General features: G+C 46.5%; 6 protein-coding genes, 1 tRNA gene, 4 rRNA genes and 3 pseudogenes. 4 read left to right on the forward strand and 10 right to left on the reverse strand.

The window, feature by feature from the left end; genetic code table 11:
• Window positions 1-8: 8 nt before the first annotated feature.
• Window positions 9-992, reverse strand: coding sequence for an N-acetyl-gamma-glutamyl-phosphate reductase (gene argC, locus AC5YB1_RS00475; RefSeq protein ID WP_494520338.1), 984 nt, complete (start codon window positions 990-992; stop codon window positions 9-11).
• A 517-nt stretch (window positions 993-1509) separates the two neighbouring features.
• Here argC and ppc point away from each other — a divergent pair.
• Window positions 1510-4146 (forward strand): phosphoenolpyruvate carboxylase, encoded by a 2637-nt coding sequence (ppc, locus tag AC5YB1_RS00480; RefSeq protein WP_494520339.1) that lies wholly within the window; start codon window positions 1510-1512, stop codon window positions 4144-4146.
• Window positions 4146-4688 carry a YceB family lipoprotein gene (locus AC5YB1_RS00485; protein ID WP_494520340.1) on the forward strand — a complete coding sequence of 181 codons (543 nt, stop codon included), beginning with the start codon at window positions 4146-4148 and terminating at the stop codon, window positions 4686-4688. The genes ppc and AC5YB1_RS00485 overlap by 1 nt, the downstream gene beginning before the upstream one ends.
• A gap of 16 nt (window positions 4689-4704) precedes the next feature.
• Here the strand turns inward: AC5YB1_RS00485 and AC5YB1_RS00490 are convergent, their stop codons facing one another.
• Window positions 4705-5976, reverse strand: coding sequence for a CinA family nicotinamide mononucleotide deamidase-related protein (locus AC5YB1_RS00490; protein ID WP_494520341.1), 1272 nt, complete (start codon window positions 5974-5976; stop codon window positions 4705-4707).
• Between the two features lie 639 nt (window positions 5977-6615).
• Here AC5YB1_RS00490 and AC5YB1_RS00495 point away from each other — a divergent pair.
• Window positions 6616-7651, forward strand: a protein-coding gene (locus AC5YB1_RS00495) for an IS630 family transposase (RefSeq protein WP_494518896.1) whose coding sequence is annotated in 2 segments (ribosomal slippage) — window positions 6616-7074 and window positions 7076-7651 — 1035 coding nt in all. Because the reading frame shifts where the segments join, the coding sequence is not laid out codon by codon here.
• Window positions 7652-7878: 227 nt separating this feature from the next.
• Here the strand turns inward: AC5YB1_RS00495 and rrf (AC5YB1_RS00500) are convergent.
• From rrf (AC5YB1_RS00500) to AC5YB1_RS00520, 5 genes and pseudogenes are all read right to left on the reverse strand, one after another.
• A 5S ribosomal RNA gene (gene rrf, locus AC5YB1_RS00500) occupies window positions 7879-7994 on the reverse strand.
• Window positions 7995-8099: 105 nt separating this feature from the next.
• A 23S ribosomal RNA gene (locus tag AC5YB1_RS00505) occupies window positions 8100-10993 on the reverse strand.
• Window positions 10994-11332: 339 nt separating this feature from the next.
• Window positions 11333-12879, reverse strand: a 16S ribosomal RNA gene (locus AC5YB1_RS00510).
• The 16S, 23S and 5S rRNA genes sit together here, the layout of an rRNA operon.
• 725 nt (window positions 12880-13604) lie before the next feature.
• Window positions 13605-14360 (reverse strand): annotated as a pseudogene (locus AC5YB1_RS00515) (IS3 family transposase); the annotation flags it as partial.
• 9 nt (window positions 14361-14369) lie between these two features.
• Window positions 14370-14516: pseudogene (locus AC5YB1_RS00520) on the reverse strand (IS30 family transposase); the annotation flags it as partial.
• A gap of 238 nt (window positions 14517-14754) precedes the next feature.
• Here AC5YB1_RS00520 and AC5YB1_RS00525 point away from each other — a divergent pair.
• A pseudogene (locus AC5YB1_RS00525) lies at window positions 14755-14962 on the forward strand (hypothetical protein); the annotation flags it as partial.
• 15 nt (window positions 14963-14977) lie between these two features.
• Here AC5YB1_RS00525 and AC5YB1_RS00530 read toward each other — a convergent pair.
• The 3 genes from AC5YB1_RS00530 to rrf (AC5YB1_RS00540) form a co-directional block, all read right to left on the reverse strand.
• A protein-coding gene (locus AC5YB1_RS00530; RefSeq protein ID WP_494518896.1) for an IS630 family transposase occupies window positions 14978-16013 on the reverse strand; the annotation gives its coding sequence in 2 pieces (ribosomal slippage) (window positions 14978-15553 and window positions 15555-16013; 1035 coding nt in all).
• A gap of 187 nt (window positions 16014-16200) precedes the next feature.
• Window positions 16201-16277, reverse strand: a tRNA-Asp gene (locus AC5YB1_RS00535).
• Window positions 16278-16355: 78 nt separating this feature from the next.
• Window positions 16356-16471: ribosomal RNA gene (rrf, locus tag AC5YB1_RS00540) — 5S ribosomal RNA — on the reverse strand.
• Window positions 16472-16566: the final 95 nt, after the last annotated feature.

The following is a 16566-nucleotide window of genomic DNA, read 5'->3' on the forward strand; positions in this document are numbered from 1 at the left end:
GAATTTGATTATGAATAATTAAAGTGAATCTTTATGCATTGATGAGCTTGGCTAGCTGCCCCTTTCATCAAATTATCGATTGCACTCGCCACTACGAGGTACCCCGTTTGGGCATCGAATTTCCAGCCTAATAAACAGTTGGGCGTCAGCACGACATCATCGACCTTAGGAAATTGATGTTGATATACATGAACCAGTGGGCATTCATTGTAGACGCTATACGCGTTAGCTATATCGGCTTCAGTCACCCCGGCTTTAAGCTGCACAGTAATCGTGGCTAAAATCCCACGCTTAAAGTTACCAAGATGCGGCGTGAAGATAACCTCTTTGCCTAACTGAATGGCAATTTCTGGTTGATGTCTATGCCCTAACACACCATAAGGGGTGAGGCTTACTTCGCAAAAGCTGGTGTGCAGCTGCGCCTTTCTCCCGGCGCCGGTTACTCCGCTAACCGCATTGATCACCGGCAGGCTTTCACCTAGTAATGAGGCTAATGGCTTTAGGGCTGTCAACGATGCGGTAGGGTAACAGCCTGGTACAGCAATCATTTTACTGTTTGCAATTGCTGCATGATTCCATTCAGCCAACCCATAAACCGCGTTAGCAAGCACCTCTGGATATTCATGTTCAAAGCCATACCATTTAGGGTATTGCTGCATATCGGCAAACCGATAAGCACCACTTAAGTCAAACACCGTTAATCCTTGAGCATAAAAGTAAGCAGCAAGATGCAAACTGACACCATGATCAGTCGCCAACACAACGGCATCGGCCTCAGTAATTATTGTCTGCTTAGCAGCTTCAGAAAGCGGCAATAGCGGTAAGGTGATATGGCAATATACAGGATACAAATCGGCCAGGGCTTTGCCCTTATCGAGACTGTTTTCAGACACATACAGACCTTGTATCTGTAACTCTTTATCGGCCTGAATTAATGCAGTTATTTGTGCACCTGTGTATCCACTGGCGCCAATTATAGCGATGTTTTTCATACTTATAGACTTCTTATTAATTAACCATAAAGGAAAAAGAGGGGCACAACTTAAGCCCTGGTAGAGATACCAACATGACAAGTTTATCGTCGCAGGAAGTTTGTGTAGCTAACCTTATAATCTGTTTTTATGTATGAAATCTTCATTTATCGTCTCAATAATACGCTGTAAATAAAGGCTCTTGCCTTAGCTGTTGGATAGATTATCACGAGAAATTATTTATGCAATACTTGTGAATATATATTTGTGATGGTTTTTGCGAAAAAACGTCATAACTGATGCTTTTTTGGCTACTTGATACTCAGCCCAGCCCTAGGATAGTAGCCGATAACTAGGCTGCCGCCATAAAGCCCGCAGCAATCCCAAAACAGAAGTGATAATGCAATAACAATGCAATTTAAGAGTCGTTAAGCAGTGATGTGCAGCACATAAGTTTGTAATATCCAGATGTGCTATCTTGACCGCAGCCTAATTGGCTGGGTATTGTGAATGATTAACTTAGAGGTATGGAGCATTTATGGCTGATATGTACGCATCATTACGATCCAATGTAGGGACTTTAGGTCAGATCTTAGGCGATACCATTCGCACCCACTTGGATGAGCCATTTTTAGATAAAATTGAACAGATTAGGCACTTGGCTAAAAGTTCACGCCAAGGAGATGATGCGGCAAGAGAGCAGATGCTGACGCTATTAGCCGCCCTTCCCGATGATGAGTTAGTGCCATTTGCCAAAGCCTTTAATCAATTTTTAAACCTTGCCAATATTGCCGAGCAGTTTCACACCATCAGTAGAAATTGCGACGAATTAGTCTGCGTGCCCGATCCTGTAGAGCAGTTGCTGGGGCGGATGCTTAATGGACGAGTTGATCAAGACAAAATGCTCGAGTGCTTACAAACACTCGATATCGATTTGGTACTGACAGCCCATCCAACTGAAATTTCTCGACGCACGCTGATCCAAAAATACTCGGCAGTCGTCGATATTCTCGCAGCCTTAGAAAACCCACAGCTCACCGACCGCGAAAAAAAGCAGAACCACCTTAGATTACGCCAACTGATCGCGCAAATCTGGCATACCAATGAGATCCGCCATGAACGCCCAACACCCGTCGATGAGGCGCGCTGGGGATTGAGCACTATTGAAGCGTCATTGTGGCAGGCCATTCCAGACTTTTTACGTCAACTCAATGAACAAGTTGAAGAGCGCACCGGCAAACAGCTGCCCACCAATATCGCCCCAGTGCGCTTCTCTAGTTGGATGGGAGGTGACCGTGATGGCAACCCCTTTGTTACCGCCAAAATTACCCAAGAAGTCTTAGATCGTAACCGTCATACGGCGGCAAGACTCTACCTTAAAGATGTGGTGCTTCTGGTCAATGAACTGTCAATGGAAGAGGCGAACGCAGAGCTGTCAGCACTCACTAACCATAGTCATGAGCCTTACCGTGATGTGCTGCGAGACTTAAGACAAAAATTACGCGATACCATAGATTACCTAAACTTGCGACTCGAGGGTCACTCTCCCGAAGTGGACTTAAGCACCCTCATTTGGCATGAAGATGATCTAAAGCAGCCGCTTACTTTGCTGTACAACAGCCTCACAGAGTCAGGCATGAGCCTGATTGCTAACGGCTTATTGCTCGACATGCTGCGCCGTATCGCTTGTTTTGGCATCCACATGCTAAGACTCGATATTCGCCAAGATGCCCAGCGCCATAGCGATGCCATTGCCGAACTTACCCGCTACTTAGGCTTAGGGGATTACCACCACTGGGATGAACACGAAAAACAAGCCTTCTTGCTTAGAGAACTTACGGGTAAGCGCCCACTCATCCCGCATAATTGGCAACCCAGTGATGATGTGGCAGAGGTCTTAAGCACCGTTAGATTGGTCGCCAATCAGTCAGCTAAAGCGCTTGGTTCCTATGTGATCTCCATGGCCAGTCAACCCTCGGACGTGCTAGCCGTACTGTTATTGCTAAAAGAAGCCGGCTGTCCGCATCCCATGCGTGTGGTGCCATTGTTTGAAACCTTAGATGATCTCAACAATGCCTCAAGCTGCATGTCAGCGCTATTTAATATCGACTGGTATCGTGGCTACTGTAAAGGTAGCCAAGAGGTGATGATAGGTTACTCAGATTCAGCCAAAGATGCCGGGGTTATGGCAGCAGCTTGGGCACAATACCGCGCTCAAGAGCAGCTAGTACAAATATGTAAACGAGCCGATATTAAACTCACTTTGTTCCATGGTCGTGGCGGCACCATTGGCCGTGGGGGCGGACCGGCACACAAAGCGATCTTATCCCAACCGCCTGGCTCAGTAGATGGACGCATCCGCGTAACAGAACAAGGTGAGATGATCCGCTTTAAATTTGGCCTCCCAAAATTAGCGGTACAAAGCTTGGCACTCTACACCTCGGCCGTTATGGAAGCGACGCTCTTACCACCGCCAGAGCCTAAGCCTGAGTGGCGTGATGCTATGGAGCGGCTAGCAGCCGATTCGGTTAAAGCCTATCGTAGGATAGTCAGAGACGAACCTGACTTTGTCGCCTACTTCCGTGCAGCAACCCCCGAGGTAGAACTGGGTAAGCTACCCTTAGGAAGTCGTCCGGCCAAACGCCGGGTCGATGGTGGAATTGAGAGCCTTAGGGCGATCCCATGGATCTTTGCTTGGTCACAGAACCGCCTTATGCTGCCAGCGTGGTTAGGCGCAGGTGAAGCCTTACAAGCGGCAGCCGATCGCGGCGAGCTAGCACTACTGCAAGAGATGGAGCAGCAATGGCCATTTTTTGAAACTCGTATTTCTATGTTAGAGATGGTGTATGCCAAGGCCGAACCTAATCTAGCTAAATATTACGAAACCTGCTTAGTACCCAAAGAGTTGCACCATCTTGGTGAGGAGTTACGCAGCAGAATGGCCACGGGTATAAAGGCGGTGTTAGCGCTGACTCAAGCAGAAACCTTGATGTCACATACCCCATGGAATCGAGAATCGGTTGAGCTTCGTAACCCTTATATCGATCCCCTAAACTTTTTACAGGCAGAGCTACTGGCCCGAACTCGCAAAGATGAGGCCGCATCAAGCAATGTCGAATTAGCCCTAATGCTCACCATTGCAGGCGTTGCAGCAGGCATGAGAAATACCGGTTGATGAACCTTTTACGCATAGCGATGCTGAGTATTTTGCTGCTATTGACTGGGTGCGCCAGTCAATACAGCATCAGCGAAAAACAACTCAGCAACTATCTTAATGATGCTATACATTTCGACACCAAGCAGGGTAATACCCTGTTTGGCATTGAAATGCGCGTTAATGATGTGGCTGTGAAGTTAGGGCATAAACCTGACATCATGGCCATTACTGCCAGTAGTACAGTTAAGGTACGTAACCCCTTGATGCCACTCATGGCAAAGTTAACTACACAATTTGAAGCCAAGCCTTGGTATGACGCCAACACCCACAGTGTGTATCTACGCCAACTGCGTTTGGTTGAAGTCGCCTCAACGCCTAAAGATATCGAAACAGCTATCGCACCAATAGCGCCGCAACTGATGGGGTTTTTAACCCACTTTCTTGAGACTCAACCCGTTTATGTACTCGATACCCAACAAAGCAATCAGGCATTAATTGCCGAAATGACCAAACGAATTGAGGTCACTCCGGGTAAATTAAAACTGATTTTTAAAGATTAAAAATATACCTTAATCACTATTCGACTCTGTGGTAATAACCATAATCCACGATCACCGCTTGCTGTAACAGTGCGCGTCGTAACATATCGAAAGCTACCGCAGTACTTAGGGCGCGTACTAGCTCCCTAGATCGTCCCGGAAACTTGAGCATTTGACTATAGGTGCCACTTTCCGTGGCCAGTGCGATAGCGACAGTACCAACTGGCTTTTGCTCTGTCCCCCCATCAGGGCCAGCAATGCCGCTAGTTGCCAAAGCATAATCACTGTTTAAAAGACCTCGCACACCTTGCGCCATCTCAGTGACTGTTGCGATTGAGACGGCCCCATGCTCATCGAGTGTGGTCGATTTGACCCCGAGCACCTTTATCTTAGACTCGTTACTGTAAGTGACTAATCCTTGATGTAAATAACCAGAACTCCCAGCAAAAGCCACAAGATTACTGGCCATCATGCCCCCAGTACAAGACTCAGCTACGCTCAAACTGCTTGCTTGCTCAAGGAGCAACTGATGCACGACCTTAGCTAATGAATCACTATTATCCGCCACCACACACTCACCGAGTTGCTGCTTTATAACAGCAACCACCTCAGGTAATTGTGCAATCGCCTCGGCCCCACGAGCAAATAATTTAATTTCGATATACGGCATAAACGAGCGATAACCTAAAGTCAGCCCTTCAGGTAAGCTTAACTCCTCAAGCTGATTGGCCAACACGGATTCACCACTACCAATAGTTAATAATTTATAAACTTCAACTTCGGCATGGACGTCGCTCTGTTGCTTAACAAATGGAATAAATTGCTCTTCAACCATACGTTTAAATTCAAATGGCACGCCCGGAGTAAAGAATAACCAAGCTCGATTGAGCTTTACCCTAAAACCACAAGCCGTGCCCACTGGGTTATCAACCATGATTGCCGACTCAGGTAGCAGCGCCTGCTTAAGGTTACTTGGCGGCATTTGACGACCATTTCGAGTGAACCACTCTTCAAGGCGAGCACGCCACTCTGCACACTCAACCAATGGTTCACCTTTAGCATTGGCCATCGCTAACGAAGATAGATCGTCACTGGTCGGCCCTAAGCCACCATTAACCAAAATAATATCAGCGTGTTGGCTTCTTTCTTGAAAGACCTGTACCAAATCATCCAATCTATCGCCAACGGTGACACGTTGTTGCATCTCTATGCCGTGATCCATCAATGCATTGGCTGCCCACGCGGCATTGGTATCTACAATCTGTCCTGAAAGCACCTCTTCACCAGTGCAAATCATCTCTATTTTCATATCTATCCCTTGAGACCACGTACTTATCTTGCCATAAGGTAGGCAACACAAGATTCAATAGCAATAGTATTTTCGACCAATAGACAGTTCCTCTAGGTAGTATCGACATTAATGCGTTGACTCTTCGGCGTCAAAAATCCCAGGGCGCAGTTATCCCACTTCACACACGGTGTTGGCAGCCTTGGGCTGTATTGTGCTTTTCACGCTTCTATATGAATATAACAAGCAACATAGTTACTAGAAACAGACAAGGTAAGCCCAAATACAAAAAAGCCCGCTGCGTTAGCAACGGGCTTTATAGACTATCTTTCCTTTCGAGCTTTCGAGAACTCTTTTTGTCTTCACTTTTTTAAAGTGGCATCAAAAATGGGTCTATGATGATCTGCTTCGAGCTAGATCTCGGCGCTGACCTACATAGATGTGGAATTTTACTACCCAGCCAGTATTAAGCTTCACTTGATAAATGCAGGTGTCTCGCTCTATTCCCCATGTTCGAGTGGTCATTTCAACAGCGGTTAAACGAAAAAATCCCCAACACAAAATGCTGGGGATTTATCGACTCTCTTTCGAGAAGTATTATACCAATCTAAGTAAAAATATGATCTAATTGTATTTATCATATTCTCTTCATTTGTTGTTATGGATAACTTTAAGAATACCGACTTTAATTCACTAGCTCGTAAGCAAACATCTATTCAAATGAAGATGCGGCTACTTGCACTTGCTCATTTTCAAGATGGAAAGTCCCGAACACAAATTGCACGTTTTTTGAAAGTGAGTAGAACGAGTGTTAATAAGTGGGTACATGTCTTTTTAGAGGAAGGCTTAGCTGGGTTGCAAGAGAAGCCACGTACAGGTAGGCCACCATTTCTTAGCAAGAAACAACAAGCCCAACTCGCTGACTATATAGAAAAAAGAGCAAATAGCGATCAAGGTGGTAGATTGACGGGGGCACATATTCATAGCTACATTTTATCTGAGTTTGGTAAAAGCTATCATCCTGACTCAATCTATTATTTGTTGAATCATATGGGGTTTTCGTGGATAACCTCACGCTCTAAGCACCCAAAACAATCAATTGAAGCCCAGGAGGAGTTTAAAAAAATTCCAAATTAAAACGATCCTTAAGATCCCCGGGCACCTTTCTTTAGATCGCATTGATATTTGGTTTCAAGATGAAGCAAGATTTGGCCAACAAAATACGACAACGAAGATTTGGGCCAGAACGGGTACCAGACCACGGGTTGTACGGCAGCAGCAATTCGAATATGCATACCTATTTGGTTCTGTATGTCCTAATAGGGGCATAGGTCAGGCAATAGTCGTTCCATGGACGAGCAAGGAAGCGATGCACCTCCACTTAAAACAGATCTCGGACGTCACTGATATAGATCGACATGCTGTCGTGATAATGGATGGAGCCGGTTGGCATACCGAAGGTATCGCAGATGAATTCAAAAATGTCAGCATCATCAAATTACCGCCTTATTCACCAGAGCTAAATTCAATCGAACAAGTATGGAGCTGGATGCGCCAGCATTGTCTCGCCAATAGAGTTTTTAGAAATTATGAAGACATTGTCGATAGCGTTTGTGATGCCTGGAATACCTTTACCGATAGTTCAGAACGAGTGACACAAATGTGTTCTAGGGACTGGGCAAATATGACCAGTTAGTTTTCCAGTTTGGTATTAGGCGTCTGTTATGGTCAGCTTCGAGCTAGCTCTCCGCGTTCAGCTCCAGCATCAAGCTACGCTTGATAAGCGCAGCCGCTTCACCCTACTCTACATGGGGTTGAGCCTCACTACGTTCGGACTATTTACTTCCCCATGTTCGAGTGGTTATCTCCAGGCTAAAACGAAAAAAGCCCGTTGCATTAGCAACGGGCTTTATCGTATTAGGCGCCTGGAAATGACCTACTCTCACATGGGGAGACCCCACACTACCATCGGCGCGATTGCGTTTCACTTCTGAGTTCGGGATGGGATCAGGTGGTACCACAATGCTATGGTTTCCAGACAAATTTGGAAATTTAGAAAGCTGTTTTAAATTTGAGTACACTAAATCAAGTGTCGGTATTCTTTCGCTAAAGTTAACCATTAACTGGAAACCCTTTTGGGTTGTATGGTTAAGCCTCACGGGTCATTAGTACAAGTTAGCTCAACGCCTCACAACGCTTACACACCTTGCCTATCAACGTAGTAGTCTCCTACGGCCCTTTAGAGGACTTAAAGTCCTAGGGATGACTCATCTTAGGGCTCGCTTCCCGCTTAGATGCTTTCAGCGGTTATCGATTCCGAACGTAGCTACCGGGCAATGCCATTGGCATGACAACCCGAACACCAGCGGTTCGTCCACTCCGGTCCTCTCGTACTAGGAGCAGCTCCCTTCAATCATCCAACGCCCACGGCAGATAGGGACCGAACTGTCTCACGACGTTCTGAACCCAGCTCGCGTACCACTTTAAATGGCGAACAGCCATACCCTTGGGACCGACTTCAGCCCCAGGATGTGATGAGCCGACATCGAGGTGCCAAACACCGCCGTCGATATGAACTCTTGGGCGGTATCAGCCTGTTATCCCCGGAGTACCTTTTATCCGTTGAGCGATGGCCCTTCCATTCAGAACCACCGGATCACTATGACCTGCTTTCGCACCTGCTCGACGTGTATGTCTCGCAGTTAAGCTGGCTTATGCCATTGCACTAACCGTACGATGTCCGACCGTACTTAGCCAACCTTCGTGCTCCTCCGTTACTCTTTGGGAGGAGACCGCCCCAGTCAAACTACCCACCAGGCACTGTCCTCAACCCCGATTCAGGGGCCAGAGTTAGAACATCAACACTACAAGGGTGGTATTTCAAGGTTGACTCCACAAGAACTGGCGTTCCTGCTTCAAAGTCTCCCACCTATCCTACACATGTAGGGTCAATGTTCAGTGCCAAGCTATAGTAAAGGTTCACGGGGTCTTTCCGTCTAGCCGCGGGTATACGGCATCTTCACCGCAATTTCAACTTCACTGAGTCTCGGCTGGAGACAGCGTGGCCATCATTACGCCATTCGTGCAGGTCGGAACTTACCCGACAAGGAATTTCGCTACCTTAGGACCGTTATAGTTACGGCCGCCGTTTACCGGGGCTTCGATCATGAGCTTCTCCGAAGATAACCCAATCAATTAACCTTCCGGCACCGGGCAGGCGTCACACCGTATACTTCCTCTTGCGAGTTTGCACAGTGCTGTGTTTTTGATAAACAGTTGCAGCCACCTGGTATCTGCGACTCCCGTCAGCTTAGAGAGCAAGTCTCATCACCAACAGGAGCGTACCTTCTCCCGAAGTTACGGTACCATTTTGCCTAGTTCCTTCAGCCGAGTTCTCTCAAGCGCCTTGGTATTCTCTACCCAACCACCTGTGTCGGTTTGGGGTACGATTCCTGCTAACCTGAAGCTTAGAAGATTTTCCTGGAAGCATGGCATCAACTACTTCAGTTCCGTAGAACCTCGTCATCAACTCTCAGTGTATGTGCACCCGGATTTGCCTAAGTGCACCACCTACAGCCTTAAACGCGGACAACCAACGCCGCGCTAGCCTAGCCTTCTCCGTCTCTCCATCGCAGTTAGCAGAAGTACAGGAATATTAACCTGTTTCCCATCGACTACGCCTTTCGGCCTCGCCTTAGGGGTCGACTCACCCTGCCCTGATTAACATTGGACAGGAACCCTTGGTCTTTCGGCGAGGGGGTTTTTCACCCCCTTTATCGTTACTCATGTCAGCATTCGCACTTCTGATACCTCCAGCGTGGGTTACCCCTTCACCTTCAACGGCTTACAGAACGCTCCTCTACCGCACTAGCGCAAGCGCTAGTACCCATAGCTTCGGTGTATTGCTTAGCCCCGTTAAATCTTCCGCGCAGGCCGACTCGACTAGTGAGCTATTACGCTTTCTTTAAATGATGGCTGCTTCTAAGCCAACATCCTAGCTGTCTAAGCCTTCCCACATCGTTTCCCACTTAGCAATAACTTTGGGACCTTAGCTGATGGTCTGGGTTGTTTCCCTTTTCACGACGGACGTTAGCACCCGCCGTGTGTCTCCCGAGTAGTACTCATTGGTATTCGGAGTTTGCAAAGGGTTGGTAAGTCGGGATGACCCCCTAGCCTTAACAGTGCTCTACCCCCAATGGTATTCGCTCGAGGCGCTACCTAAATAGCTTTCGAGGAGAACCAGATATCTCCCGGTTTGATTGGCCTTTCACCCCCAGCCACAAGTCATCACCGCATTTTTCAACATACGTGTGTTCGGTCCTCCAGTTGATGTTACTCAACCTTCAACCTGCCCATGGCTAGATCACCGGGTTTCGGGTCTACACCTTGCAACTAAACGCGCAGTTAACACTCGGTTTCCCTACGGCTCCGCTATTCGCTTAACCTCGCTACAAAATGTAAGTCGCTGACCCATTATACAAAAGGTACGCAGTCACGGTCTCAAGAACCGCTCCCACTGCTTGTACGTATACGGTTTCAGGTTCTATTTCACTCCCCTCACAGGGGTTCTTTTCGCCTTTCCCTCACGGTACTGGTTCACTATCGGTCAGTCAGGAGTATTTAGCCTTGGAGGATGGTCCCCCCATGTTCAGACAAGATGTCACGTGTCCCGTCCTACTCGTTTTCACGTAAAGTTAGTTTTCATGTACGGGGCTATCACCCTGTGCCGCTGTGCTTTCCAACACATTCCACTAACACCCTCTACGCTTAAGGGCTAATCCCCGTTCGCTCGCCGCTACTAGGGGAATCTCGGTTGATTTCTTTTCCTCCGGGTACTTAGATGTTTCAGTTCCCCGGGTTCGCCTCACAACACTATGTATTCATGTTGTGATACATGCTTATGCATGTGGGTTTCCCCATTCGGACATCGTTAGCTCAAATGCTTGTTACTAGCTCGCCAACGCTTTTCGCAAGTTACTACGTCCTTCATCGCCTCTGACTGCCAAGGCATCCACCGTATACGCTTAGTCACTTAACCATACAACCCAAATGAGTTTCACAAGGAAACAAACTTTATCAAGCGGGTAAGCTTGATGTTGTATCGCAACTAATGGTGTTTACTTTCGCCAAAAGAATACTCATGAATCATCATTACAATGACTCGGCACTTGATTTAAGTGTTTGAGAACTCAATTTTAATTTTCGCGTCAATGCTACAAATAATCACGTACAAGTACGTCACTATCCCTTTCACATTAACACTATCAGCTTTCCAAATTTTTAAAGAACAAGCATCGCCGTTAAGACGTGCCACCTGCTCTAACAAGAACAAGTTATCTGTGTGAACACTCAGCAAATATTGAGTTAGTCGTATAGGTAAGGAGGTGATCCAGCCCCAGGTTCCCCTAGGGCTACCTTGTTACGACTTCACCCCAGTCATGAACCACACCGTGGTAAACGCCCTCCCCGAAAGGTTAAGCTATCTACTTCTGGTGCAGCCCACTCCCATGGTGTGACGGGCGGTGTGTACAAGGCCCGGGAACGTATTCACCGTGGCATTCTGATCCACGATTACTAGCGATTCCGACTTCATGGAGTCGAGTTGCAGACTCCAATCCGGACTACGACAAGCTTTGTGAGATTAGCTCCACCTCGCGGCTTTGCAACCCTCTGTACTTGCCATTGTAGCACGTGTGTAGCCCTACTCGTAAGGGCCATGATGACTTGACGTCGTCCCCACCTTCCTCCGGTTTATCACCGGCAGTCTCCCTAAAGTTCCCACCATTACGTGCTGGCAAATAAGGATAAGGGTTGCGCTCGTTGCGGGACTTAACCCAACATTTCACAACACGAGCTGACGACAGCCATGCAGCACCTGTCTCAGAGTTCCCGAAGGCACTAAGCTATCTCTAGCGAATTCTCTGGATGTCAAGAGTAGGTAAGGTTCTTCGCGTTGCATCGAATTAAACCACATGCTCCACCGCTTGTGCGGGCCCCCGTCAATTCATTTGAGTTTTAACCTTGCGGCCGTACTCCCCAGGCGGTCTACTTAATGCGTTAGCTTGGGAACCCAGTGTTCAAGACACCAAATTCCGAGTAGACATCGTTTACGGCGTGGACTACCAGGGTATCTAATCCTGTTTGCTCCCCACGCTTTCGTACCTGAGCGTCAGTCTTTGTCCAGGGGGCCGCCTTCGCCACCGGTATTCCTTCAGATCTCTACGCATTTCACCGCTACACCTGAAATTCTACCCCCCTCTACAAGACTCTAGTCTGCCAGTTCGAAATGCAATTCCCAGGTTGAGCCCGGGGCTTTCACATCTCGCTTAACAAACCGCCTGCGTACGCTTTACGCCCAGTAATTCCGATTAACGCTTGGACCCCTCGTATTACCGCGGCTGCTGGCACGAAGTTAGCCGGTCCTTCTTCTGCGAGTAACGTCACACCTAAACGCTATTAACGCTTAAGCTTTCCTCCTCGCTGAAAGTGCTTTACAACCCGAAGGCCTTCTTCACACACGCGGCATGGCTGCATCAGGCTTGCGCCCATTGTGCAATATTCCCCACTGCTGCCTCCCGTAGGAGTCTGGGCCGTGTCTCAGTCCCAGTGTGGCTGATCATCCTCTCAGAACAGCTAGGGATCGTCGCCTTGGTGAGCCATTACCTCACCAACTAGCTAATCCCACCTAGGTACATCCAATCGCAGAAGGCCCGAAGGTCCCCTCTTTTCCCCCGTAGGGCGTATGCGGTATTAGCAGTCGTTTCCAACTGTTATCCCCCTCGACTGGGCAGTTCCCTAGGCATTACTCACCCGTCCGCCGCTCGTCAGCAAAGAAAGCAAGCTTTCTTCCTGTTACCGCTCGACTTGCATGTGTTAGGCCTGCCGCCAGCGTTCAATCTGAGCCATGATCAAACTCTTCAATTAAAGTTTTGTTGAATCTTGCGATTCGGCTCAATGAATTCTGATTCCGTTTAAAAGACTCGGAAGAATCTTAAAAACGTTTGTACATATTGCTATGAACACTCATCGTTACATTGATTTAATTCTTTGATTGCCAACCCGAAGGTTAGGCAATTTCGATTAACTCAACACCTGTGAGTGTCCACACAGATTTCTTGTTTCATCTTGTTAAAGAGCGTTGCTAGCATGAGAGAATCAATCTTTCATTTAGCCGCCGTTGACGCTAGGTCGTTGGCTTAGGGATGCGTATTTTACACGTCCCGTTGTTGGCGTCAAGTGCTTATTTTAAGAAGCTTTCCAAGCGATGATTTCTTAAACAGAAGCCATCAGTCGAAGCCCTTAAAAGTGCTTATCACCTGAGTTAATCTCCGAAGAGTTCAACTCGCTAACACCGCTGCAAGTCCCGTACTACCTAGGTAGTTGGCCTGCTGTGCCGTGTCAGTGGATGCGCATTATAGGCAGTTCTCGGATGGGCGCAAGGGATTTTTTCACTAAAAAAGCAATTAGTTTTTATACCTCACTTAAGCACATAGACCACACTGGTTATGCACAGACTTACCCACAAAACAACAACCTAACGCATAAACCAATCAAACTTATCACTGCTTCACGAGGTAACAAAGTGCTAGTAGGATAGCCATAGCCTGACAACATCCTCCTACATCATTGCATATTGTATCTGGCAATAATTTAGCTTCATTAAAATACTTACGCTCATACTCTAACGATGATAGCCAATTACTAGATAGATAGTATCCTTTGGAGTTATAAAACATCTTAATATAATTAAAAACATTCATCTTCGCGGCTTCTCTTGTCGCATAGAGTTTCCGCTTGATCCGATCTTGTTTTAGCAATTGAAGGAAACTCTCCACCACCGCGTTATCATGGCAATTTGCCTCGACGGCTCATGCTTCCTTGCAAACCATGAGCACTCAAAAACGCGTTCCAAGCATGGCAGGTGTAATGACTTCCTTGATCTGAGTGCACTAACACTTTACCTTCAGATTTACATCGCCACACGCCATTAATAGCGCATCTAATGCAAGCTCTTTAGTTATTCGGCTGCCCATTGGCCAACCAATAATGCGGCGAGAAAACAAATCCATCACCGCTCCAAGATAGAGCCAAGCTTCATGTGTTTTGATATAGGTGATATCCGTTACCCAAGCTTTGTTGGGTAACGGATTAAATCGCAGCTCTAAACGATTTGGTATCACCACGTGTTTCTCACCACCACGAACTCTAGACTTACGATATCCAACTGTACTCGCAGTTATGCTCGCTGCATCACGTTGTCGCTTCACTTTAGCCTGACTTAGGTCAACGCAATACCCGCCAGAATAATGAAGCTCAAACAACTGACACCGTTGCCGTAGAGAGTGGTAGTGGTGACGCTCTTGAATAAAGGCGTACCTTACTCTGGGTGACTTGCAAAGTACGCCGCTGTAGATTCAACCTGTCAATGCAACACTCTTTTCAATTATCTGTAGTAGGGTTTTAAAGTTTAATATTTTTCTAGGACGGCTATTTAGTTGTTCTGCTACCTCATCGTATCGGTTCTGAGAATATTGAGCTAAATATGTCTTTTTAGCGAAGTATTATCGGATTAAAGTTCACTACCTTGCCATCAGCCATTTTCTCGAAAACAAATCCAGAGCAGGGATCGTAAGGTACCTCAGGGTAGCTAGGGGAAGTGTTAATAAGTAGGTCAGCCTCTACTTGAAGAACGGAATTGATAGTTTAAACGATAAGCCTAATCCTGTTCGGCCATCTAGATTAACGCCACAACAACTAGAAATGGTCGCTGGTCTTGTAAAGGGAATAAGTACTTCTACTTCCCCAGAACTTAATCTTGTCGAGCAAGTATGGCAATGGATGAGACAAAATGAGCTAGCCAACCGTTGTTTGATGAATAGGACGATATAGTGAATCAATGTACTAACGCATGGAATCGTTTTAGGAGCGAGAGAAGCCGCACAAAAGAATATGTGATAGAGATTGGATTAATCTGGTCAGTCCAAGCTTAGGTGAAATTTGTCCATAATACCAAACTGGAAAACTAACTGGTCATATTTGCCCAGTCCCTAGAACACATTTGTGTCACTCGTTCTGAACTATCGGTAAAGGTATTCCAGGCATCACAAACGCTATCGACAATGTCTTCATAATTTCTAAAAACTCTATTGGCGAGACAATGCTGGCGCATCCAGCTCCATACTTGTTCGATTGAATTTAGCTCTGGTGAATAAGGCGGTAATTTGATGATGCTGACATTTTTGAATTCATCTGCGATACCTTCGGTATGCCAACCGGCTCCATCCATTATCACGACAGCATGTCGATCTATATCAGTGACGTCCGAGATCTGTTTTAAGTGGAGGTGCATCGCTTCCTTGCTCGTCCATGGAACGACTATTGCCTGACCTATGCCCCTATTAGGACATACAGAACCAAATAGGTATGCATATTCGAATTGCTGCTGCCGTACAACCCGTGGTCTGGTACCCGTTCTGGCCCAAATCTTCGTTGTCGTATTTTGTTGGCCAAATCTTGCTTCATCTTGAAACCAAATATCAATGCGATCTAAAGAAAGGTGCCCGGGGATCTTAAGGATCGTTTTAATTTGGAATTTTTTTAAACTCCTCCTGGGCTTCAATTGATTGTTTTGGGTGCTTAGAGCGTGAGGTTATCCACGAAAACCCCATATGATTCAACAAATAATAGATTGAGTCAGGATGATAGCTTTTACCAAACTCAGATAAAATGTAGCTATGAATATGTGCCCCCGTCAATCTACCACCTTGATCGCTATTTGCTCTTTTTTCTATATAGTCAGCGAGTTGGGCTTGTTGTTTCTTGCTAAGAAATGGTGGCCTACCTGTACGTGGCTTCTCTTGCAACCCAGCTAAGCCTTCCTCTAAAAAGACATGTACCCACTTATTAACACTCGTTCTACTCACTTTCAAAAAACGTGCAATTTGTGTTCGGGACTTTCCATCTTGAAAATGAGCAAGTGCAAGTAGCCGCATCTTCATTTGAATAGATGTTTGCTTACGAGCTAGTGAATTAAAGTCGGTATTCTTAAAGTTATCCATAACAACAAATGAAGAGAATATGATAAATACAATTAGATCATATTTTTACTTAGATTGGTATAAGACCCGGGGCAGTCCAAGTATAACTAAAAGCTGTATAGGAAATCAGTGGCGATTCACATATCAGAAGCCGTGATGCAGAAACGAAAAAAGCCTCAGCATTTCTGCTGAGGCTTTCGTCTTAAGTTGGCGGAGCGGACGGGACTCGAACCCGCGACCCCCGGCGTGACAGGCCGGTATTCTAACCAACTGAACTACCGCTCCTTTAGACCGAAGTCTAAATTCTTTTATCGTCGCTAACGTGTCATGGCTAGGAGACGTGCTCTATTGAGCTTATTAGGCGCCTGGAAATGACCTACTCTCACATGGGGAGACCCCACACTACCATCGGCGCGATTGCGTTTCACTTCTGAGTTCGGGATGGGATCAGGTGGTACCACAATGCTATGGTTTCCAGACAAATTCGGAAATTTGAAAAGCTGCTCTCAATTCTGTATTTCAAGAAGCAAGAGATATTAAATTTGAGTACACTAAATCAAGTGTCGGTATTCTT

The organism is Shewanella sp. 433 (assembly GCF_059338565.1).